The following is a 19,622-nucleotide window of genomic DNA, read 5'->3' on the forward strand; positions in this document are numbered from 1 at the left end:
GCTAGTCACTCCCGAAATCGCTTAACGAAACCTGACCGCGTGAGGGACGCCGGGACTTTTAGCCGATGGGGGCGAAGACGCGGGCATGTTGAGCGGAGTCAACGTCGTCCTCGGGGTGTCCGGCTCCATCGCCGCGGTCAAGACGGTGGAACTCGCCCACGAGCTGCGCCGACAGGGGGCCAGCGTTCGGGCCGTGATGACCGACAGCGCGACGGGCATCGTCCACCCCTGGGCCGTCGAGTTCGCCACCGAGCACGACGTCGTGACCGAGATAACCGGGGCCGTCGAACACGTTGAACTCTGTGGCACCGACGGCTGGGGTGACGTGCTCCTGCTGGCACCGGCGACGGCCAACACCGTCGGGAAGGTCGCAGGCGCCATCGATGACACGCCAGTGACGACGTGTGCGACGACTGCGCTCGGAGCCGGCGTCCCGGTCGTCGTCGCGCCGGCGATGCACGAACCGATGTACGACCATCCCGGTGTCCTGGACGCTATCGAGCGCGTCGAGTCCTGGGGCGTCGGATTCGTCGACCCCCGGGTGGAGGAGGGAAAGGCCAAGATAGCCACCGAGGAGGCCATCGTCTCCGACGTCGCCAGGGCGGCCGGTGCCCAGCCGCTCGGGGGGCGCCACGTCGTCGTGACGGCGGGGGCGACCACCGAATCAATCGACCCGGTGCGGACGCTCTCGAACCGGGCGTCGGGCCGGACCGGCCGCGAGGTGGCCCGGGCGTGCTACGTCCGCGGCGCCGACGTGACGCTCCTCCACGACGGGCCCGACGTCCCGTACGCGACGGTCGAACCGGTCGAGTCCGGCGCGGAGATGACCGCGGCGGCGACCGACCTGGCGCCGTCGGCCGACGCGCTCGTCTCGGCGGCTGCCATCTCGGACTACACCGTCGACCGGGCCGACCAGAAGATTCGCAGCGGACAGACGGACCTGACGCTCGAACTCGAACCCGCCCCGAAACTCATCGACACGGTCCGCGAGGCCGCCCCGGACCTCCCCATCGTCGGGTTCAAGGTCGAGACGGCGGGCGACGACGACGCACTCGTCGAGCAGGCTCGCTCGCTTCGCGACCGGTCGGGACTGGCATTCGTCGTCGCCAACGACGCCGGGGTCATGGGCGAAGACGAGACCCGGGCACTCCTCGTCAGTGACGGCGACGTGAGCGAGTACACCGGTGACAAGCGCGGACTCGGAGCGCGCGTCGCCAACGAACTGGTCACCGCACTCGGCACCTGACGCGAAACGGCTGCGTCATTGCGAAATAGTTTTGCGTGTCCCGCAGTTTCTCACCGACAACGACTGTACAGTGTGTCAACCGCCACCACTCAGGATTCTCTCACTACTGTGACTGCACCCGACCCACGCCGTCTGCTGATCCCAGTCGACGACTCGGCGACGGTCCGCAACACCGTTGCGTACGCCATCAGCGAGGCCGAGTCGTTACACGAGGACACCGCTGCACCGGTGGAACTCCACTTCGTCGTCGTTTCGGGTACCCGCTCTGTGGACCCCGACGCGGTCGAAGAGCTGGGCGCGGCGACCGACCTGCTCGACCGTGTCTCCGTTTGGACGGAGGAGGACCTCGGGGGCGCTCCCCCCGACTGGCTCTCGATAACGCTCGACGTCCTCGGCACGGATCGATACCTGTTCGGACCGGCCGACTACGCCGACGTGCTCCTGGAGTACGGCGACGAACACGCCGTCGAGCGGGCGATTCTGGACCCCGAGTACAACCCCGCAGGCGCGGCACCGATGTTGCGGCCCCTGGAGCTGGAACTCGCCCGTAACGGCCTCGAAATCGAGGAAGCCCCGGTCGAACGCCAGGCCCGCCAGACGGTCCTCACCCGCGCGGCGACGCTCCCGAAGTACCTGAGCGTCTTCGCCGCCTCGTACCTGTTTTACCTCCTGTTGAGTCCGCTCAAGGCGCTCGACTTCTTCACCGGCGCCATCACCGCGACGCTGGTCTCGGTGTTGCTCGCACCCATCGCCTTCAGCAAGCAGCCCTCTATCACCCGCGTCCCCATCCAGCTCCTGCGGATGGTCGTCTACGTCCCCTATCTGCTCTGGCAGATCGCGCTGGCGAACCTCCACATCGCGAAGGTTGTCCTGCACCCGTCGCTGCCAATCGACCCGACGGTCATCCGTTACCGGGCCGCCGTCTGGGGCGACGCCCCGGTCACGACGCTGGCGAACAGCATCACGCTGACCCCGGGGACGCTGACCATAAGCGTCTCCGACCGCGCGTTCAACGTCCACTCGCTGACCGACAACTCCCGCGACGACCTGGAGGCGGGCGGCTTAGAACGGGCCGTTCGGTTCGTCTTCTACGGCCGCGAGGCCGCCGCCATCGCGTCGCCGGGCGAACGCGAGGACTGCGAGGAGGTGACCTACGATGGTTGAGTTCGAGACGGCGCTGCTGGTCGTCGCCGGCACCTTCGTCATCTTCGCCGTCGTCGCGCTCTACCGCGTCTTCGCCGGGCCGACGCCGTTCGACCGAATCATCGCCGTCAACGTCGTCGGGACGAACACCGTCATCGCCATCGCGCTGGTCGCCGGCGCCTTCGACCAGTCGGTGTTCCTCGACATCGCGCTCGTCTACGCGCTGTTGAACTTCCTGCTGTCCATCGCGTTCTCGAAGTTCACCGTCGAGCGGGGAGGTGTGCTGTGACGCCCCTCGAGTGGGCCATCGTCGCCCTCGCGGCGCTCGGGGCCTTCTTCGGTGGCGTCGCGGCCGTCGGCATCGTCCGGTTGCCGGACATCTACACGCGTGCACACGCGGCATCGAAGAGCGATACACTCGGTGCCGTCCTCGCTCTGGTTGCCGTCGCGCTCGCCATCCAGACCAACCTCTCGACCATCAAGGCCGTGTTCCTGCTGCTCTTCATGTTCCTGACGAACCCGACGGCGGCACACGCCATCGCGCGTGCGGCCGAGGACCAGGGCATCCGCCCGTGGACCGTCGATGACCGGGAGGGTGATGGATGACGCTGACCTTCATCGAGGCGGCGCTCATCGTGTTCGTCGTCGCCTGTGCGCTGGGCGCGGCGCTGCTGCGGGACCTGCTCTCCTCTGTCATCGCCTTCGCGGCCTACAGCCTGGGCGTCTCCATCATCTGGGTCATCCTGCAGGCCCCCGACGTCGGCCTGACCGAGGCCGCGGTGGGTGCCGGCATCATGACCATCCTGTTCCTGCTGGCGATGGCCAACACGGTCCGGCCTGACGAGGAGGAACGCCTCGAGCCGGTCCGACTCCGGACAGTGCTCGGGGTCGGCGCGTTCGTCGTCGTCCTCGGTGCGACCGTTCCCTCGCTGCCGGCCATCGGTGACCCGACGGCCCCGGTCGTCGCCGGCGAAGTCTCGCAGTACTACATCGCCAACGCCTACGACGAGACGGGCGTCAAGAACGCGGTGACGGCGGTGCTGGCGGCCTATCGTGGCTTCGACACGCTCGGCGAGGCGGTCGTCGTCTTCGTCGCCGGCGTGGCCGCGCTGTCGGTCCTCCGGCAGGAGGTGTTCGCATGAGCGCCGACGACCAATCGACCCTCTACGTCGAGAGCACCATCATCATGACGACGGTCCGGGTCGTCGCGCCGTTCGTGCTGACCTTCGCCCTGTTCGTGATGTTCCACGGCGCTGACTCGCCGGGCGGCGGGTTCCAGGGCGGTGTCATCGCCGGGGCCACGGTGATGATGCTGGCCTTCGCCTACGGCATCGAGTCGGCTCGCCAGTGGGTCGACGTCCGGGCCGTCGCGGCGCTCGCCTCGGGCGGCGTCCTCGTCTTTGCCGCCATCGGCCTGGGCGCCATCGCGCTCGGGGGGAACTTCCTGCAGTACAACGAGTACCTGTTCATCTACAAGGAGGCGAGCAAGTACGGCATCGAACTGGTCGAACTGGGCATCGGTGCCATCGTCGCCAGCGTCGCCATCGGCCTCTTCTTCCTGCTGGCTGCCGGGTTCGGACACGCCGTCGACGGGGAGGGAGAGGCATGATCGTCGACCTGCTGCTGACGCGGTACAACTACTACGCCGTCGTGGTGCTGCTCGGCATCGGGCTGTACATGCTCATCGAGTCGCGCAACCTCGTGAAGAAGGTCATCGGGATGAACATCTTCCAGACGGGCATCTTCCTGTTTTTCATCACGCTGTCCTTCCGGGCCGGGGCCAACCCGCCGGTCATCGAGGACGGCGGGGGGCCGTACGTCAGCCCGCTGCCCCACGTCCTCATCCTGACCGCCATCGTCGTGGGGGTGAGCCTGACGGCGGTGGCGCTCGCACTCATCATCCGCATCTACTCGGAGTACGGGACGCTGGACGAAGAGACGCTCAAACAGCTCTACTATGATTGAACAACTCCCCGTCTTACTGGTCGTTCTCCCCATCGTCGGCGGTGCGATTCCGCTGGTGGCGAGTCTCGTCTCCAACCGTGCCGGCTGGTCCATCGCGACCATCACGATGGCCGTCCACACCGCACTCGCGGGGTGGCTCGCCTGGTCGGTCGGGACCAGCGGGACCATCGACTACGCGGTCGGTGGGTTCACCATCCCCTACGGCATCGAACTCGTGGTCGACGGCCTCTCGGCGGCCGTCGTCCTGCTGGTGAGCGCCGTCGCGCTGGGCCTGCTCGCCTACGCTCGCCGCGCCGGGCCGCGCTCGAACGCGTTCTACAGCCAGTACCTGCTGCTGGTGACCGGTCTCACCGGGATGGCCGTCACCGGCGACGTGTTCAACCTCTACGTCTTCCTCGAGATTACCGGCCTGGCGGCGTACGGTCTGGTCGCGAGCGGTCGCGAGGCCAGTTCGGCCGTCGCCGCGCTGAAGTACCTAATCATCGGGACGGTCGGCGCGTCGCTGTACCTGCTGGGCGTCGGCTACCTGCTCGCGGTGACGGGGACGCTCAACATGGCCGACCTCGCGGACAAGCTCGCGGCAGTCGGCTACGGGTCGCCGCTCGTCCTCACGGCGTTCGGCCTGATGGTCGGCGGGCTGACGGTGAAGGTGGCGCTGTTCCCACTGCACACCTGGCAACCCGACGCCTACGCCAACGCGCCCGACACGGTGAGCGCGTTCATCTCGGCGCTCGTCTCGACCATCGCGGCGTATGCGCTGGCCCGCATCCTGTTTTCGGTGTTCACCGTCGAGTTCCTCACCGCGGTGCCGGTCGCCCGGTGGACGCTCATCGGGCTGGCCTGCGTGAGCATCGTCGCCGGGAGCGCGCTCGCGGTGTCGCAAAACAGCGTCCAGCGGATGCTCGCGTACTCCTCGGTCTCGCAGTTCGGCCTCGTCGTCGCCGGCTTCACCATCGCGACGCCGACGGCCGTCGTGGGCGCGACGGTCCACCTCCTGGGCCACGCCGTGATGAAAGGGGGACTGTTCGCCGCGACCGGCGTCATCGAGCGCGACACCGGCGCGACGACGGTCAGTGGCTACTCCGGGATGGCGAGCCGCGTCCCGCTGGCTGGCGGCGCGTTCGCCGTCCTCGCACTGGCGATGGTCGGCGTCCCCCCGGCTATCGGCTTCGTCGGCAAGTGGTACATCGTCGTCGGCGCCGTCCGGGCCGAGATCTGGTCGGTCGTCGTCGTCCTGCTGGCGAGTACGCTCCTGACGCTGGCGTACTTCGCGAAGCTCGTCGAACGGCTCTACTTCGCCGAGCCGACCATCTACGGCGAGGAGGGCGCCGACGACGCCGGCACGGCGCCGGTCGCCGACGGCGGTGACAGCCCGGTTTCGACCGGCATGCTCGCCGTCGTCTTCGTCGCCGCCGTCCTCGCCGTCGCCCTCGTCGCCGCGGTACCGGCACTCGAACAGACGCTCCTCGAAACGCTCCCACCGCTCCTGGACCAATGACAGACGTCGCCTCACTCAGACCCCTGTTGGCAGTGCTCGTGTCGGCCATAGCGATTCCAGTCATCCTCTCGCTGAAGGAGCGGCCCAACGTCCGCGAGGGCGTCACCATCGCCGTGGCGCTCTCGAAGTTCGCCATCGTCGCGAGCATGGTCCCCGGCGTGCTCTCTGGCACTCGGTACGTCTTCTCGGTCGGCCAGTTCGCGACCGGCATCGAACTCGCCCTGCGCGTCGACCCGCTCGGTCTCCTGTTTGGCCTGCTCGCGAGTCTGCTCTGGATTGTCACGAGCTTCTACTCCATCGGCTACATGCGCGGCCTGGACGAACACGCTCAGACGCGCTACTTCGCCGCGTTCGCCGCGAGCCTCGCTTCGGCCATCGGCGTCGCGTTCTCGGCGAACCTGCTGACACTGTTCGTCTTCTACGAGCTGCTGACCGTCTCGACGTACCCGCTGGTTACCCACGACGAGACCGATGTGGCCCGCGCCGCCGGCCGGAAGTACCTCGCCTACACCTTCGGCGGCGGCGTCGCGGTCCTCGGTGGTACCGTCCTCGTCTTCTTCCTCACCGGGACGGGCATCACCAGCGGGACGACGACGTTCACGCCCGGTGGAATCGCCGCGCTCGCCAGCGCCGACCCGACACTCGCACGCGCCGCGTTCGCGCTACTGGTCGCCGGATTCGGCGTGAAGGCGGCGCTGATGCCGATGCACTCCTGGCTCCCGGACGCGATGGTCGCGCCGACGCCCGTCTCGGGCCTGCTGCACGCCGTCGCTGTCGTCAAGAGCGGCGTCTTCGGCATCGCCCGCGTCGTGCTCGACGTCTTCGGCCCCGACGTGATGGCCGACCTCGGCGTCGACCTTCCGCTGGCTGCGGTGGCCGCCCTCACTCTGCTGACTGCCAGCGTCATCGCGCTCCGCAAAGACAACCTCAAGCGACGGCTGGCCTACTCGACCATCAGCCAGCTCTCGTACATCGTGCTGGGCCTCGCGTTGCTCGAAGGCCCTGCCCTCGTCGGTGGCTTGCTCCACATCCCCGCGCACGCCTTCATGAAACTCACCCTGTTCTTCTGTGCGGGGGCCATCCACGTCGAGACCCACACCGACGACATCAGCGACATGGCCGGCATCGGGAGACGGATGCCGCTGACGATGGCCGCCTTCGGCGTCGCGGCCGCCGGGATGGCCGGCATCCCGCTGGTCGCCGGGTTCGTCAGCAAGTGGTACATCATCATCGGCGCGCTCGAGGGCGGGAGCCTCGTCTTCGCCGGGGCCCTGCTGGTCTCGGGTGTGCTCAACATCGCGTACTTCTGGCCCATCGTCTATCAGGCGTACTTCGAGACACCCGAATCGCACGACGAGAAGCCGCTCATCGAGGAGATGCTGGGCGGTCGCACCGCCGCGCTGACTGACGGCGGTGACGAGACGGCCCCCGAGACCACCACTGACGACGCGGAGATTCCCCGCCCCGAACACGTCGACCACCTCGGGAAGCACCACGAGGACCAAGAGTACCACGGTGGCCCACCCGAGGGCGGCTGGGAGCGGCGGAACTGGCTCGGCGGTGAGAGTACCTGGTTCATGCTCGCACCCATCCTCACGGCCGCCACCCTCTCGCTCCTGCTTGGCATCGTCCCCGACACCGCGGTCTTCCTCCGCATCGTCGAGGCAATCGTCACCGGCCTCCCGGGGGTGGTCGCCTGATGTCGACGCTGACGCTCCTGCCGCCGGTCGTCGTCGTGCTGGTGACGGCGCTGTTGGTGGCGGTACTGCCCCGAAAGCCCGGCCACGCTCTCGGCGCGCTCGTGCCTGCGCTGGCCGTCCCGTGGTCGCTCTCGGTCCCGGCCGGCACACACCTCCAGACGTCGTTCCTCGGGTTCCAGGCGGCCTTCCTCAACGTCGACGAGTTCTCGCGCCTGATGGGACTCATCTTCGGCATCATCGGGACCGTCGCGGTCCTGTACTCCTACGCGAGCAAGGCAGAGAGCCTCCAGACGGCGTTCGCGCTCTCGTACGTCGCGACGAGCTTCGGCGCTGTCTTCGCCGGTGACTGGCTCTCGCTCATCTTCTTCTGGGAGCTGATGGCCGTCACCAGCACGCTGCTGGTCTGGCACTACCGCGGGGCCGCCGTCCGTGCCGGGTTCCGCTACGCGCTGTTGCACGGCATCGGCGGGACACTCCTGATGGCCGCCATCCTCCAGCACTACGTCGCGCAGGGAACCTTCCTGTTCACCGGCGACGGCATCACCGCGGGCCTCCCCGCAGCGCTCGCCGCCGTCGGTATCGGCGTCAACGTCGGCTTCATCGGCCTGCACGCTTGGCTGCCCGACACCTACCCGCGCCCCCACATCGCCGCCAGCGTGTTCCTCTGTGTCTTCACGACGAAGACCGGTGTCTACGGGATGTACCGGGCGTTCCCGGACGGCCACGTCGCCATCGCGTACATGGGCGGTGGGATGGCTGTCTTCGGTGCGATGTTCGCGCTGTTCCAGAACGATATGCGTCGCCTCCTCTCCTATCACATCCAGTCGCAGGTCGGGTACATGGTCGCCGGCGTCGGCATCGGGACGACGCTGGCCCAGGCCGGCGCGTTCGCGCACGTCTACAACCACATCCTCTACAAGGCGCTGCTGTTCATGACCGCCGGCGTCGTCATCTATCGCACCGGCAACGAGAACCTGAAGAAACTCGGCGGCCTCGCCCGCGAGATGCCCATCACCGCCGTCGCGTTCACCGTCGCGGCGCTCTCGATCGCGGGCTTCCCTGGTTTCAACGGCTTCGTCAGCAAGGGCATCGTCATCGCCGGCGCGCACTACGACTTCGCGGCGGGGCCGCTGACGCTGGGCACCGACCGCACTACGCTCGAATGGCTCCTCCTGCTCGGTGGCGTCGGTACGTTCATGTCGTTCATCAAGTTCGGCTACTACGCCTTCTTCCACGGCGAGTACGACGGCACCGTGAAGGACGCCAACCGTGGCCAGACCGTCGCGATGGTCGCCGTCGCCGTGCTGTGTGTCGCTTACGGCCTCCTTCCGGGGACGCTGTTCAGCATCCTCCCGTTCGACGTGACCAGCGAGAGCGTCGTCTCGCACGTCTACGTCACGTACACGGTCGACCACATCGTCGAGGGCCTCGCGCTCGCCATCGCAGGTCTCATCGGGTTCTACGCGACGAAGAAGCCCCTCTCGAAGCTCGGGCGCGTCCCCGACGTCGACTCGCTGTACAACCCCGCCGTGTTCTACGGGATGCGCGTCCTCGTCGTCGGCGTTACTGACCTCTACGCCGCCGTCGACCGCGCGGTGGTCCGGGGCACCGCGGTGACGACGCGGGTGGTTTCGGAACCGAACACGGTCGTTCGACGGCTCCAGGACACCGCAGGGAACGACGACTCGCTGGCCTACCCGCTCCGTGCCGGCATCGGGTTCAGCATCCTCGTCCTCGCGGTGTTCGTCGCGCTGGCACTGATCGCGCTGTCCTGATCGGCGTGGCCGATTCGGTGACCACGACTGGGATCGTTCTTCGACCCTCCGTAATATTCTATCCTGGCCCGGCTTGACTTGGAGTACGTGCTACCTAACCGGAGAAATGACGAATATTATAACTTTATATTTATGATTTATTACCAGAGGTAATTCGGGACTTAGGGGCGCTAAAAGACCATTTCAAGACGCTATTGAAGCGCTGAATGGTGAACAGGATATATATGCACCCGGCCCAAACGGAGAGATAGCACACCTCCGCGAGCAAGGCTCTGTTAAGGTCTTGTTACCGCCGTGCGATACGCACCAACCGGTGTGCGTGCACACAAAGCATGAACCCGAAACAACTCATCCACGACGACGACGCTGTCTCGCCGGTCATCGGTGTCATCCTGATGGTCGCGATTACAGTTATCCTCGCCGCCGTCATCGCAACGTTCGTCCTCGGTCTCGGTGACCAGGTCAGTAATACCGCGCCGCAAGCCAGTTTCTCATTTGACTACAGCAGCTCTGGGCCTACGCTGGATATAACTCACGACGGCGGGGACACGATTCAGGGCTCTGAGCTCTACGTCGTCGTTGACGGTAGTCGATACGGCTGGGACAGCGGTGCCTTGGGTGGTGGCTCTGAGGTATCTGCAGGAAATTCAGTAACTGTTACTAATGCTGATGAAAGTCTCGATGCTTCAAGCAAGGTCCGTGTCGTCTATGAGGCCGCTGAGGGTGGAAACTCTGCAACCCTCGGCGAGTGGGAAGGCCCACAGGCGTAAATAGTCTAACTCTCCGTTTCAGTCGTCGATTTTTCTAAGAAACCACACTCACCGCTGGAGTTATTACCCAGCATTGCGCACCTCCGATATCGGATGGTAGCCGCACGACAGGGACGGCGGAGTCCTATCCAGCAATGAGCCAGGAGACGAAGGTGTCTAAGGCTCGATCACCGAACGACAAACTGTCCAAAGGCGAGATTTTCGACGTCCTCCAGAACGAACGCCGTCGCTACGTCCTCCAGTATCTCCGAACGAACGGCGGTCCGGTCAAACTGGGAGAGCTGGCGTCGGACGTGGCCGCGAAAGAGTACGACTGCACACCGGACGAAGTCTCGAGTGCGCAGCGAAAGCGGGTCTACACCACCCTCCAGCAGACGCACCTCCCGCGGATGGACGAGGCTGGTATCGTGGAATACGACTCTGAGAACGGCGTCATCGATACAACGTCCCATACGACCGAATTGACGGTATACCTCGAGATCGTCCCCGGGAGCGAGTTCCCCTGGCGGGAGTACTACCTCTCGCTGGGGGCCATCAGCCTCGCTGTCGTCGCGATTCTCTGGGTCGGCATCTACCCATTCACGCTCGTCCCCCCGCTGGTCTGGGCCACGGTGATGGCCGTCGTGCTCACTATCTCGGCCGTGTACCACACCTTCGTCGCGAGAGAGGTCACGCTCACTGAGTACGCGGCTTCACGGGAAGAAAGCGAGTAGGAACCACCACTACCGGTCTGAATGACAAATCGGTATCCTCTCGAACAGCTGGTCTTGGCGCTTCTGAAGCAGACCGAGATTTGCCTTCAGACCCCTATTGACCCGTTTCAAGCCGGGATTGAAAGGCTGAAACGTGTTCTGGGTATAAGTCTTGACGAGTTAATGTATCGACTAAGCACACCTCCACGAGCGGGAATAATCCCCTTACCGGAGATAAGTTCGGATTACCGCTCGTAGCACAACCGGTGTGTGGAGAACACAATGGATATCAAACAACTCATCCACGACGACGACGCTGTCTCGCCGGTCATCGGGGTCATCCTGATGGTCGCGATCACGGTCATCCTGGCCGCGGTCATCGCGTCGTTCGTCCTCGGACTAGGCGACCAGGCACAGCAAACGACTCCGCAGGCGAGTTTTTCGTTCGACTACGATGAGAGCACCGGCCCAGCAGACCAAGGGGTTCTATCGATAACGCACGACGGTGGTGACACAATCCAGGGCAACAGCATATTCATTCGTGGCTCAGGATTCGCCAGTGGTGAGGGTTCTGATGACTGGAACACTACTGGTGGAGTCAACATTGTCTCTGAAAATAGCACTCAGTCCTGGGAGGGTCATACGTCAGACAGTGAAATTTCCGCTGGTAACAGCATTAACGTTGCTTCAAACAGCGATTACGACTTCCGGGTCGTCTTCGAATCCCAGGAGGGTGACAGCTCAGCGACCCTCGCTCAGGACGAAGGCCCCGACGCATAATTCCCTTCGACTTTCTACGTTTTTATAACGAACTAGCAACGGCTCTGGACGATGCATTTATTTTCACCTATCCAGTCGATGCTAACGATGGATTACGGGCGTGGTGCCATTTTCGGAGTGGTCGGCCTTATCCTGGTGACGACGCTCGTCTCCGGACCACTGATACCGGGAGTTTCTCTCACGGCTGAACCCAGCAGGAGTGCGTACGGTCAGGGCAACGCCACTATCGAAAACATACCACTCCCCGAATCAGCGGTGTTCGAACGCGCTTCGTTCGGTGCCGAGAACTATCATCTCACGGTCCCTCCGACGACGCTCCGGCTCACACGACTTGACGGTCGTCCGACGCTGTCGTATCGCCTTACCATCGAAGCCCTCGACTACACCCGGACGACGACCCACTTTCTCGGCCCGTCGACCGGCGAGCGCTACCGGCTGACGATGCGGTCGGACACGTTCTCGCTGGAGGCTATCAACCAGTCCTCGTACGACGGCCAACTCTCGGTCGTCAAACGCGACTCTGCGGGCGAATCTGTCGCTGCGGCGCGGAACGTCACTATCGAGGTGTCCGGATGAGCGTCACCGGGCTCGCGAAGCGCGTTCGGACCCGAGCCGACGCCTACTCGGTCCGACGGACTCTCACTGCTGTCCTGTTCGGCGACCGTCTCGGCCTCGTGGTCTTCCTCGGCTGTCTCTGCCTCTTTGGCCTCGTCTGGCGGACCGACTTTCTCATCACTGACTCCTACACGCTCGCGAACGGTCTGTACAGCCTCTCGAACGGACAGCTCGTCCTCACCGACGTCGCGTACGGGCCCCGGCTGGACACGCCCGGGGCAGAGCGCGTCGGCGGTGCCCTCATCGCACGGAACTACGGCGCCATCGTCCTCTCGCTTCCCTTCTGGCTGGCGCTCGAGGGGCTCGAACGCGTCGTCGACCTCCGAATCGCGCTCGTCGCGCTCTGGTCGCTCGCCTTGCTCGCCCTCGTCGTCGTTCTCGGCCGGCAACTCGACGACGAGCGAATCACCATCGGGGGGAGTGTCGGCGTGCTCGCCCTATTCGCGCTTAACGTGGCTCTCGCTCGACCGCTCGCAGGCGATTCGACCCACTTGTACGCGCTCCAGTTGTTCCACCTCACAGTCGCCGCGTTCGCACCCGTCGCTCTCTACCGGCTGCTGGGACGAATCCACACCAGTCGTGTCGGCATCACCGGCGCCCTGTTGCTTGTCTTCGGCACGCCACTCGTGCTCTGGGCCAGCGTTCCCAAACGACACGCGCTCACGGCGACGGTCGTCGTCGCGGTCGCGTACCTCCTCTATCGGAGTCGTGTGGAGGCCGACGGTGTGCTCGTCACAAATCCGGCGACGTTCCGCGCGCTCGCGTACGCTACAGTCGGCCTGTACGCCTGGGTCCACGCGCCCGAGGCGCTCCTGGTTCTCGTCGCCCTGGCTGTCGTCGACGTACCGACGGCACCGGACAACAGCGCGCGGACCCTTGCTCTCATCGCCGTGGTCTTCGTCCTCTCGCTGATTCCGTTCTTCGTGACGAACACGCTGGTCGTCGGGTCGCCGTTGCGGCCACCACGGCTGTTCGCTGTCTCGGGTGGTGGCGGTGGGGTGGACGCGGCGAGTTCGGGTTCGAGTTCAGGTCTGGGTGCGAGTTCGGGTTCGAGTTCAGGTTCGGGAGTCGGTGATTTGGTCCATGCCGTCCTCGTCGCTGTCTCACCGCTTCTGTCTCTCGTCTCCAGAGTCGCTCGGCCGCTCGTGATACTCTCCGACGAACTCGTGGTCGGATTCCAGTCTATCCTCACCCAACCGTCGGAGATCTACCATGCGACGATTCGGTCAGGCCATACTTCAGGCACGCTCAATCTCGACAACGAGGAGGCCGTCAACCTCTCGCTCCTCGAATCGGCCCCGGTGCTTCTGGTGTTCGTCGGCGCGCTTCGGACCGTGCAGGCCCGCGCTGCTGCGTTCGAACTGCCGTCTCGAGTCCTTCCAGCAAGGCGTGTCGTCGACCTGTTTGCCTTCATCACCGTCGTCGGCCTCACGCTGCAGTACGCCAGCCGACTCCCGATCCACGCTCAGATTACGGTCCGCTACCTCTTTCCGCTCTTCCCGCTGGGCGTCTACCTGGTCGTTCGCCTCCCCGTCGTTCGCGCGACGCTGACAGACCACTGGCGAACGTTCATCTGGACACTCGCCGGGACGACGCTGGTCGGCGGGCAACTCGTGGTCGTAGTCGTCTATCTCACCGCGAACGGACTCGGCGAGGCGTTCCAGTTCCACGCGCTGCTCGCGCTCGCGGCCGGCGTCCCGCTCGGACTGTGGGCGCTCTCGGGTCGGTCCGACGGGTGGGGCGGTCGTGTCGGTGCCGTGCTGCTGGGTGTCGCCACGGCCGTCCCGACGCTGTTCGTCGTGTTGACCGCCGTCGAGTACTACCCGCTCGGGAATACCCACGCGCTGCCGATGGTGCGGGCCCTCGCCGAGTTACTGACGCTGCTGTGAGTCGCTGACGGAGAACTTTTGTAGGGCCTTGCAGTACCGACGACATGGACCAGCTCAAGAACTCGCTGCTCGAGGCTCCAATCATCGAGAAAGACGGGTATCACTACTTCGTCCACCCCATCAGCGACGGCGTGCCGATGCTCCGGCCGGAACTCCTCCGCGAGATCGTCATCAAGATCATCCGGAAGGCCGAGCTCGACGACATCGACAAGATCGTCACGCCCGCCGCGATGGGCATCCACATCTCGACGGCGGTGTCGCTAATGACGGACATCCCGCTGGTCGTCGTCCGCAAGCGCAAGTACGGCCTCGACGGCGAGGTGTCGCTCTCGCAGGTCACCGGCTACTCCGAGAACGAGATGTACGTCAACGACGTCTACGAGGGCGACCGGGTGCTGGTCCTCGACGACGTCCTCTCGACTGGTGGCACCCTTGCCGCGCTCACCGGTGCGCTCGAGGACATCGGCGCCGACATCTGTGACGTCGTCAGCGTCATCAAGAAGGACAACGGGACGAACGAGCTCGACGAGGCCGGTTACGACGCGAAGACGCTCATCAACGTCAAAGTCGTCGACGGCGAGGTCGTCATCACCGACGAGCACGGCGACGGCTGAGGCTCGGAGCAGCCTTCGACTGGGATTTTGCCGGGAATTCGTGGCTCGTATAGACCCCTATGGGAGACACGCGTGAACGACGCGAATCCCTCCCAGTACCGAGGGCAGGTATCCCTTGTCCGTTCGCGAGTATGGCTTGCGTTCTCAGCTCTCGGTGTGGATAGCGGACCCGTCGCGGGAGAGCTCGGCCTCCGCGGTTCGGTCGTCTTGCCAGAGGAGCCAGACGCCCATCACGCCGACGAAGAAGATGAAGCCGAGTGTCGTGAGTGTGTACGCCTGTGATTGGCCGGCGCTGAGAAGTCCCGTCACGTCGACAGCGAAGTGCCAGACGATCAGTGGCCAGATGCTCTCGAGACGGAAGGCGACTGCCGCGAGCCCGATACCCAGCGGGATGATGAGAATCATCGACGGCAGCCACTCGGCGACGGAGCCCCCGAGGATAATCTTCGAGACGTGCGTGAGACCGAACGCGGTTGCAGTGACGACGCCAGCAACGAGGTGGCCCCGTGACTCGAGCGCTCGGAGCAAGACGCCCCGGTAGAGGATTTCCTCGAAGAGCGCCGCACCGAGCGCAACGCCAACAATCAAGACGAGGAGGGTCGCCCAGTCGGGGAGTATCTCACCCCGGACGAGGGACACGTCGGGAATCGCGAGTCCGAACACGACAGGTATCGCCACCGCTACGGCGAACGGGAGGAGGTACACCAGCGCCCGACGGTTGACCGGAGCGAGGAGCCGTATTTTGTCCCACCATCCAAGCCACGCGACCAGTGCGAGAGTGAGGCCGACGAACAGCCAGTTCAACAGGAGTCCGACACCGTCGAGTGTGAGTTGTGGAAGGAGCGGCGCAAGGAGGAGCCGACCTCCGACGGCGAATCCGATAATCACGATGGTAACTCCGAGGGTGAATACAATCGGCCGACGTTCGAGAATCGCGTTCATGCAGTATCAACGACGCCGGACTACTTATAGGATTATTGATGTATTAGTAACCGATACTCACTCGGTGCTCTCGCTACGCGATTGAGGTCTGTATAGCGGCTCCGTCGGCCGAAAGGAACGGACGGTAGATTTCAACCGACGCTGGACTCGTCGCTTCGCTCCTTGTCGTTGCGTCGGTAGAAAGTAGCGGGAGGTAGATTTGAACTACCGATCTGCGGGTTATGAGCCCGCCGGAATCTCCTGGCTATCCCATCCCGCTACCTCTCGCTAACCCCGGCCGCTCATTAAGGGTTGTGATTCAGGCGCCGTCCGTGAATTAGTGACGCGCCACGGTCAGTCGCCCTGATGGACCTGCCAGGTGAAGAGACTCTCGAAGACGTAGTTGACCATCATCCCGACACCGATGCCGCCGGCTTTGGCCACCAGGAGCCAGAGGTCGACGCCCGCGAACGAGAGCGGGGCGAACAGCAGGCGATAGACGACGACGAAGACGACGAACTGGGTGGTGCTGCCGCCGGCTCGGACCGCGTGTGACCGGAGGAGCCGGCGGCCGAGCGACCGGTGTTCGCCGTCGGCGTCGAACGTCCAGTTGTCGTTGACAGCGAACATCACCAGGATCGCCGTCTCGATGCCGACGATGGTGGCGATCTCCGGGAGGACGCCGAACACTTCGGTCAGCACCACGAGTACAGTCGTATCACAGAGCGCACCGATAACGCCGACCGAGACGAACTGGCCGAAGCGGACGCCCGAGACGAGTGCTTCGAAGCGACTGGGGACCGCTTCACGGAGTCGGGCCAGCGGGTCGCTCATCGCTCCTGCTCGACGAGAGCCGTCGGGTCCTCGCGCCGGGCGGCGATGGCGGTGTGGAACCGACTGTCGCTGAGTTGTTTCGCCCGATGCCGGGCCGCGAGGAGGGCGCGCAGCAACGCCACCGAGGTCCGGACCGGCGAGACGGTCGACCCGGGCTTGTCCTCCCATTCGATGGGGACCTCGACCACTCGCTGGTCCAGCGCGCCCGCCATTGCCACCAGTTCGACGTCCCAGGCGAACCCAGGCTCGTAGATGTGCCGACGGACCTGGTCCCAGGCGTCGGCGGTGATGGCCTTCGCGCCACACTGGTAATCGTAGAGGTCGACCGCGAGGAGGCGGCCGGCGAGCCAGGCGAAGCCGTCACCGAGGAAGCGGCGAGCGAACGTCTGGTGGCTGGTGACAACTGAGTCGGGGTGGCGCCGCGACCCGACGGCCAGGTCGCCCTCGCCGCGACGCACGCGGTCGAGGATTCGGTCGAGTGAGTCGACTGGCGTCGAGGCGTCGGCGTCGGCAAAGACGTACACGTCGGTGTCGAGGCGTTCGAACCCGGCCGTTATCGCCGCCCCCTTCCCCCGGCGGTACGGGACAGTCTCGATGTCGGCGGGCAGGTCGGCCAGTACGGCAGGGACGCCGTCCCGGGGCGCGTCGAGTTCGACGACGATGGTCGCCGGTGAGAGGTTGTCGTCGATGGCTTCGACGTACGCCCGCAACTGCTCGACGTCGGGATGGAAGGCCGGAACGACGACGCCGACGGAACGCGACATAGGGTAGGTTCCAGCCCCGGCGAGTAAAAACAGTTCGAATATGCCACCGTCACCGCGGTGCAAAAGACGTATACGACAGGATTGCGCTCTTTCTACCGATGGAGTACGGGCTCGTTGCGCTCTGGCTGGTCCTCTACCTGTTGTTGCTCTACACCGGCGGGACGATTGCAGCGACCCTCTTTCCACGATTCGCCGACCGCGGCGTGACCTTCGGCGTTCCGGTGGCCGTCGCTATCCTGTGGCTGGCGACGTACTTCTTCGGTCGCCTCTCGCTCACTCTGGGCGTCTGGGCCGGCCTCGTCGCGCTGGTCGCGACCGCTATCGGCCTGACCTACCGAGGTGTCTCGGTCGACGGCCGCCAGTACGCCGAGGCGGCCGTCGTGTTCACGGTCGGGTTCCTGTTGGTCGTCTGGATTCGCGCCCTGGACCCCGCCATCATCTCGCTGGGCGGTGAGAAGTTCCTCGACTTCGGCCTGTTGCAGTCGCTGTTGCGGGCCGACAGCCTCCCGCTGGAGGACATGTGGTTCGCCGGCGAACCCGTCGCGTACTACTACGGCGGTCACCTCGCCGCGTCGATACTGGCCCGGCTCACCGGCACGCCCGGCCAGTTCGCGTACAACCTCGCGCTCGCGGGATTCTACGCGACGCTCGTCACCGCGGCGTACGGACTCGCGGGGGCAATCGCCGCCGACCGTGGTATCCCGCGCCGCCTCGCTGCGGGACTGGGCGCGTTCTTCGTGGGGTTCGCGAGCAACCTCTCGACGCCGGCGCAGTTCGTCGTCTGGCTGTTGCCCGGTGGGCTCCGCCAGTCGGTCATCGATGCCGCGAACTACGATCCCCAGGGACTCGCGAACGGCCCCGACGAGTTCAGTTACTGGGACGCGAGCCGTGTCATCACCGACGAGGCGAGCGACTTCGCCACCTACGAGCCGTCGGCGGCCTTCGTCATCGACGAGTTCCCGCTGTTCGCCTGGCTCAACGGCGACCTCCACGCGCACATGATGAGTACGGGGTTCCTGTTGCTCGTCGCTGCCCTCTGTTTCAGTTACTTTCAGACGCCCGACTCCGAACGCCGGCGGCGACTCGCGCTCCTGTTCGGCGCGGTTCCGGCGGTCGGTGGCATCGTCGCCGTGACCAGCACGTGGTCGTTCCCGTCGGTCGGCGGCCTCGTCTTCCTGACCGTCGCCGTGGCGCCGGCCGACCCCGCCTCGCTGCTCCCGGCCGGTGTTCGGGACCGCGCTCAAACGAGGGGGCTCACGCGGGAAGCGGTCAGAATCGCGCTCGCGCTCGCCATCGCCGGCGGCGTCCTGCTCGTCGGCCTGCTCTGGTCGCTCCCGTTCTGGTTGGGGCCAGCCAGCGGCCGGGAGATAGCCGTCCTCCCGGACCGTATCTCCCTCGTGGAACTGCTCTCGGTCCACGGCCTGTTCGTGGTCCCGTTCGCGCTGTACCTCTACGCACGACTCGGCCGTGGCATCGGGACCGCCCGCGAGCGAGTCGTCGGCGCGGCCACGCTCGGACTCGTCGCCGTCGCGGCCCTGCTGGACGCCGCTGCAGTGGGCGTCCTCGTCCCGATTCTCGTCGGCACGTGGCTCCTCTCGCGCTCGCCGGTGCTCGAACGAACCGTCGCTGCCGTGCCCGCGCTGGCCGACGGCGGAGACCGGCCGCTCGGGTTCGAGGCGGTGCTGGTTCTCGCCGGGGCCGGCCTCGTCCTGCTCGTCGAGTTCGTCTTCGTCCGGGAGAACATCGGCCGGATGAACACCGTGTTCAAGACGTACATGCAGGTGTGGATTCTCTGGGGAGTCGCCGTGGGGCCGGTGCTCGCCTGGCTGCTGACTCGCTGGCGACCCGGCAGTTCCGACGCCCAGCACTGGGTCCGGCCGGCGACGACAGTGTTCGTCACGTTGCTAGTCCTCTCGACGTCGCTGTACGGCGCGTTCGCCCTCGCGAACCACGCCGAGCGGGCGGGCGACGCGACGCTCGACGGCCTCGACCACTTAGAGCGGACCCACCCCGGAGAAGCGCCCGCCATCCGGTGGCTCGCCAGCCTCGACGGCCGGCCGACGATAGTCACGGCTGCGCCCGCCAGCTACGGGTGGGACCCGGGGAACGGTGAGGGGGCGAGCGCCCCGGCGAGTCTGACCGGTATCCCCACCGTCGCCGGGTGGAACCACGAGGCACAGTACCGCTCCCAGTCGGCGTACGACACGCGCGTCGCGGCCGTTCGGACCATCTACACCGGCAGCGCAGACGAGCAGATTCGGCTGCTCAGGGCCTACGACGTCCGCTACGTCTACGTCGGGCCGGCCGAGCGCAACCGCTACGGGGACGTGACGGTCGACCACCTCTCGGGCGTGACGGTGGCGAAGCGCGCCGGTGACGTGGTTATCTATCGCGTCCACCCGGAGCAACTGTAACG

At 65.5% G+C, this 19,622-nt stretch carries 20 protein-coding genes and 1 tRNA gene; 17 read left to right on the plus strand and 4 right to left on the minus strand.

The window, feature by feature from the left end; genetic code table 11:
* Window positions 1-85 precede the first annotated feature (85 nt).
* The 16 genes from coaBC (at window position 86) to hpt (ending at window position 14,687) form a co-directional block, all read left to right on the plus strand.
* Window positions 86-1,246, plus strand: coding sequence for a bifunctional phosphopantothenoylcysteine decarboxylase/phosphopantothenate--cysteine ligase CoaBC (gene coaBC / locus P1L41_RS08905; protein ID WP_276295379.1), 1,161 nt, complete (start codon window positions 86-88; stop codon window positions 1,244-1,246).
* 108 nt (window positions 1,247-1,354) lie between these two features.
* Complete coding sequence (locus tag P1L41_RS08910) at window positions 1,355-2,410, plus strand: monovalent cation/H+ antiporter subunit E (protein WP_276295380.1); 1,056 nt, start codon at window positions 1,355-1,357, stop codon at window positions 2,408-2,410.
* Entirely contained in the window at window positions 2,403-2,678 is a 276-nt protein-coding gene (locus P1L41_RS08915) for a cation:proton antiporter (protein WP_276295381.1), read from the plus strand. Before P1L41_RS08910 ends, P1L41_RS08915 begins: the two co-directional genes overlap by 8 nt.
* Window positions 2,675-2,995: a monovalent cation/H(+) antiporter subunit G gene (gene mnhG, locus P1L41_RS08920; protein WP_276295382.1), complete on the plus strand. Its 321-nt coding sequence runs from the start codon at window positions 2,675-2,677 to the stop codon at window positions 2,993-2,995. Before P1L41_RS08915 ends, mnhG begins: the two co-directional genes overlap by 4 nt.
* The gene (locus P1L41_RS08925; RefSeq protein WP_276295383.1) at window positions 2,992-3,531 is read left to right on the plus strand and encodes a DUF4040 domain-containing protein; all 540 of its coding nucleotides are present in this window, start codon (window positions 2,992-2,994) and stop codon (window positions 3,529-3,531) included. Before mnhG ends, P1L41_RS08925 begins: the two co-directional genes overlap by 4 nt.
* Window positions 3,528-3,998: a Na(+)/H(+) antiporter subunit B gene (locus P1L41_RS08930; RefSeq protein ID WP_276295384.1), complete on the plus strand. Its 471-nt coding sequence runs from the start codon at window positions 3,528-3,530 to the stop codon at window positions 3,996-3,998. The genes P1L41_RS08925 and P1L41_RS08930 overlap by 4 nt, the downstream gene beginning before the upstream one ends.
* Window positions 3,995-4,354: a cation:proton antiporter subunit C gene (locus tag P1L41_RS08935; RefSeq protein ID WP_379788710.1), complete on the plus strand. Its 360-nt coding sequence runs from the start codon at window positions 3,995-3,997 to the stop codon at window positions 4,352-4,354. The genes P1L41_RS08930 and P1L41_RS08935 overlap by 4 nt, the downstream gene beginning before the upstream one ends.
* On the plus strand, window positions 4,347-5,852 hold the full coding sequence (locus P1L41_RS08940) for a monovalent cation/H+ antiporter subunit D family protein (protein ID WP_276295385.1): 1,506 nt from the start codon (window positions 4,347-4,349) through the stop codon (window positions 5,850-5,852). The genes P1L41_RS08935 and P1L41_RS08940 overlap by 8 nt, the downstream gene beginning before the upstream one ends.
* Window positions 5,849-7,552: a proton-conducting transporter transmembrane domain-containing protein gene (locus tag P1L41_RS08945; protein WP_276295386.1), complete on the plus strand. Its 1,704-nt coding sequence runs from the start codon at window positions 5,849-5,851 to the stop codon at window positions 7,550-7,552. Before P1L41_RS08940 ends, P1L41_RS08945 begins: the two co-directional genes overlap by 4 nt.
* Window positions 7,552-9,327 carry a Na(+)/H(+) antiporter subunit D gene (locus tag P1L41_RS08950; RefSeq protein ID WP_276295387.1) on the plus strand — a complete coding sequence of 592 codons (1,776 nt, stop codon included), beginning with the start codon at window positions 7,552-7,554 and terminating at the stop codon, window positions 9,325-9,327. Before P1L41_RS08945 ends, P1L41_RS08950 begins: the two co-directional genes overlap by 1 nt.
* Before the next feature lie 332 nt (window positions 9,328-9,659).
* Window positions 9,660-10,097, plus strand: coding sequence for a type IV pilin N-terminal domain-containing protein (locus tag P1L41_RS08955; protein WP_276295388.1), 438 nt, complete (start codon window positions 9,660-9,662; stop codon window positions 10,095-10,097).
* Between the two features lie 134 nt (window positions 10,098-10,231).
* Entirely contained in the window at window positions 10,232-10,810 is a 579-nt protein-coding gene (locus P1L41_RS08960; RefSeq protein WP_276295389.1) for a DUF7344 domain-containing protein, read from the plus strand.
* Window positions 10,811-11,071: 261 nt separating this feature from the next.
* A complete protein-coding gene (locus tag P1L41_RS08965) occupies window positions 11,072-11,569 on the plus strand; it encodes a type IV pilin N-terminal domain-containing protein (protein WP_276295390.1) in 498 nt (165 codons plus the stop codon).
* A gap of 255 nt (window positions 11,570-11,824) precedes the next feature.
* Window positions 11,825-12,145: a hypothetical protein gene (locus P1L41_RS08970; RefSeq protein WP_276295391.1), complete on the plus strand. Its 321-nt coding sequence runs from the start codon at window positions 11,825-11,827 to the stop codon at window positions 12,143-12,145.
* Window positions 12,142-14,073, plus strand: coding sequence for a hypothetical protein (locus P1L41_RS08975; RefSeq protein WP_276295392.1), 1,932 nt, complete (start codon window positions 12,142-12,144; stop codon window positions 14,071-14,073). Before P1L41_RS08970 ends, P1L41_RS08975 begins: the two co-directional genes overlap by 4 nt.
* 44 nt (window positions 14,074-14,117) lie before the next feature.
* Entirely contained in the window at window positions 14,118-14,687 is a 570-nt protein-coding gene (gene hpt, locus P1L41_RS08980; protein ID WP_276295393.1) for a hypoxanthine/guanine phosphoribosyltransferase, read from the plus strand.
* 144 nt (window positions 14,688-14,831) lie between these two features.
* Here hpt and P1L41_RS08985 read toward each other — a convergent pair whose 3' ends face one another.
* The 4 genes from P1L41_RS08985 to P1L41_RS09000 all read right to left on the minus strand — a co-directional run bounded on the left by P1L41_RS08985 (window position 14,832) and on the right by P1L41_RS09000 (window position 17,206).
* Window positions 14,832-15,575, minus strand: coding sequence for a CPBP family intramembrane glutamic endopeptidase (locus tag P1L41_RS08985; RefSeq protein ID WP_276295394.1), 744 nt, complete (start codon window positions 15,573-15,575; stop codon window positions 14,832-14,834).
* A gap of 238 nt (window positions 15,576-15,813) precedes the next feature.
* Window positions 15,814-15,888 (minus strand) — tRNA-Met (locus P1L41_RS08990).
* Between the two features lie 74 nt (window positions 15,889-15,962).
* The gene (locus P1L41_RS08995) at window positions 15,963-16,442 is read right to left on the minus strand and encodes a GtrA family protein (RefSeq protein ID WP_276295395.1); all 480 of its coding nucleotides are present in this window, start codon (window positions 16,440-16,442) and stop codon (window positions 15,963-15,965) included.
* Window positions 16,439-17,206 carry a glycosyltransferase gene (locus P1L41_RS09000; RefSeq protein WP_276295396.1) on the minus strand — a complete coding sequence of 256 codons (768 nt, stop codon included), beginning with the start codon at window positions 17,204-17,206 and terminating at the stop codon, window positions 16,439-16,441. The genes P1L41_RS08995 and P1L41_RS09000 overlap by 4 nt, the downstream gene beginning before the upstream one ends.
* A 98-nt stretch (window positions 17,207-17,304) precedes the next feature.
* Here P1L41_RS09000 and P1L41_RS09005 point away from each other — a divergent pair, with 98 nt between their 5' ends.
* Window positions 17,305-19,620: a DUF2298 domain-containing protein gene (locus tag P1L41_RS09005; RefSeq protein ID WP_276295397.1), complete on the plus strand. Its 2,316-nt coding sequence runs from the start codon at window positions 17,305-17,307 to the stop codon at window positions 19,618-19,620.
* Window positions 19,621-19,622 lie beyond the last annotated feature (2 nt).

This window comes from Haloarcula ordinaria (assembly GCF_029338275.1).
GTDB lineage: Archaea > Halobacteriota > Halobacteria > Halobacteriales > Haloarculaceae > Haloarcula > Haloarcula ordinaria.

Coding starts and splice junctions, on each gene's coding strand:
- coaBC (WP_276295379.1), top strand. CDS start 86: ATGTTGAGCGGAGTCAACGTCGTCCTCGGGGTGTCCGGCTCCATCGCC.
- P1L41_RS08915 (WP_276295381.1), top strand. CDS start 2,403: ATGGTTGAGTTCGAGACGGCGCTGCTGGTCGTCGCCGGCACCTTCGTC.
- P1L41_RS08925 (WP_276295383.1), top strand. CDS start 2,992: ATGACGCTGACCTTCATCGAGGCGGCGCTCATCGTGTTCGTCGTCGCC.
- P1L41_RS08930 (WP_276295384.1), top strand. CDS start 3,528: ATGAGCGCCGACGACCAATCGACCCTCTACGTCGAGAGCACCATCATC.
- P1L41_RS08935 (WP_379788710.1), top strand. CDS start 3,995: ATGATCGTCGACCTGCTGCTGACGCGGTACAACTACTACGCCGTCGTG.
- P1L41_RS08940 (WP_276295385.1), top strand. CDS start 4,347: ATGATTGAACAACTCCCCGTCTTACTGGTCGTTCTCCCCATCGTCGGC.
- P1L41_RS08945 (WP_276295386.1), top strand. CDS start 5,849: ATGACAGACGTCGCCTCACTCAGACCCCTGTTGGCAGTGCTCGTGTCG.
- P1L41_RS08950 (WP_276295387.1), top strand. CDS start 7,552: ATGTCGACGCTGACGCTCCTGCCGCCGGTCGTCGTCGTGCTGGTGACG.
- P1L41_RS08955 (WP_276295388.1), top strand. CDS start 9,660: ATGAACCCGAAACAACTCATCCACGACGACGACGCTGTCTCGCCGGTC.
- P1L41_RS08960 (WP_276295389.1), top strand. CDS start 10,232: ATGAGCCAGGAGACGAAGGTGTCTAAGGCTCGATCACCGAACGACAAA.
- P1L41_RS08965 (WP_276295390.1), top strand. CDS start 11,072: ATGGATATCAAACAACTCATCCACGACGACGACGCTGTCTCGCCGGTC.
- P1L41_RS08975 (WP_276295392.1), top strand. CDS start 12,142: ATGAGCGTCACCGGGCTCGCGAAGCGCGTTCGGACCCGAGCCGACGCC.
- hpt (WP_276295393.1), top strand. CDS start 14,118: ATGGACCAGCTCAAGAACTCGCTGCTCGAGGCTCCAATCATCGAGAAA.
- P1L41_RS08995 (WP_276295395.1), bottom strand. CDS start 16,442: ATGAGCGACCCGCTGGCCCGACTCCGTGAAGCGGTCCCCAGTCGCTTC.
- P1L41_RS09000 (WP_276295396.1), bottom strand. CDS start 17,206: ATGTCGCGTTCCGTCGGCGTCGTCGTTCCGGCCTTCCATCCCGACGTC.
- P1L41_RS09005 (WP_276295397.1), top strand. CDS start 17,305: ATGGAGTACGGGCTCGTTGCGCTCTGGCTGGTCCTCTACCTGTTGTTG.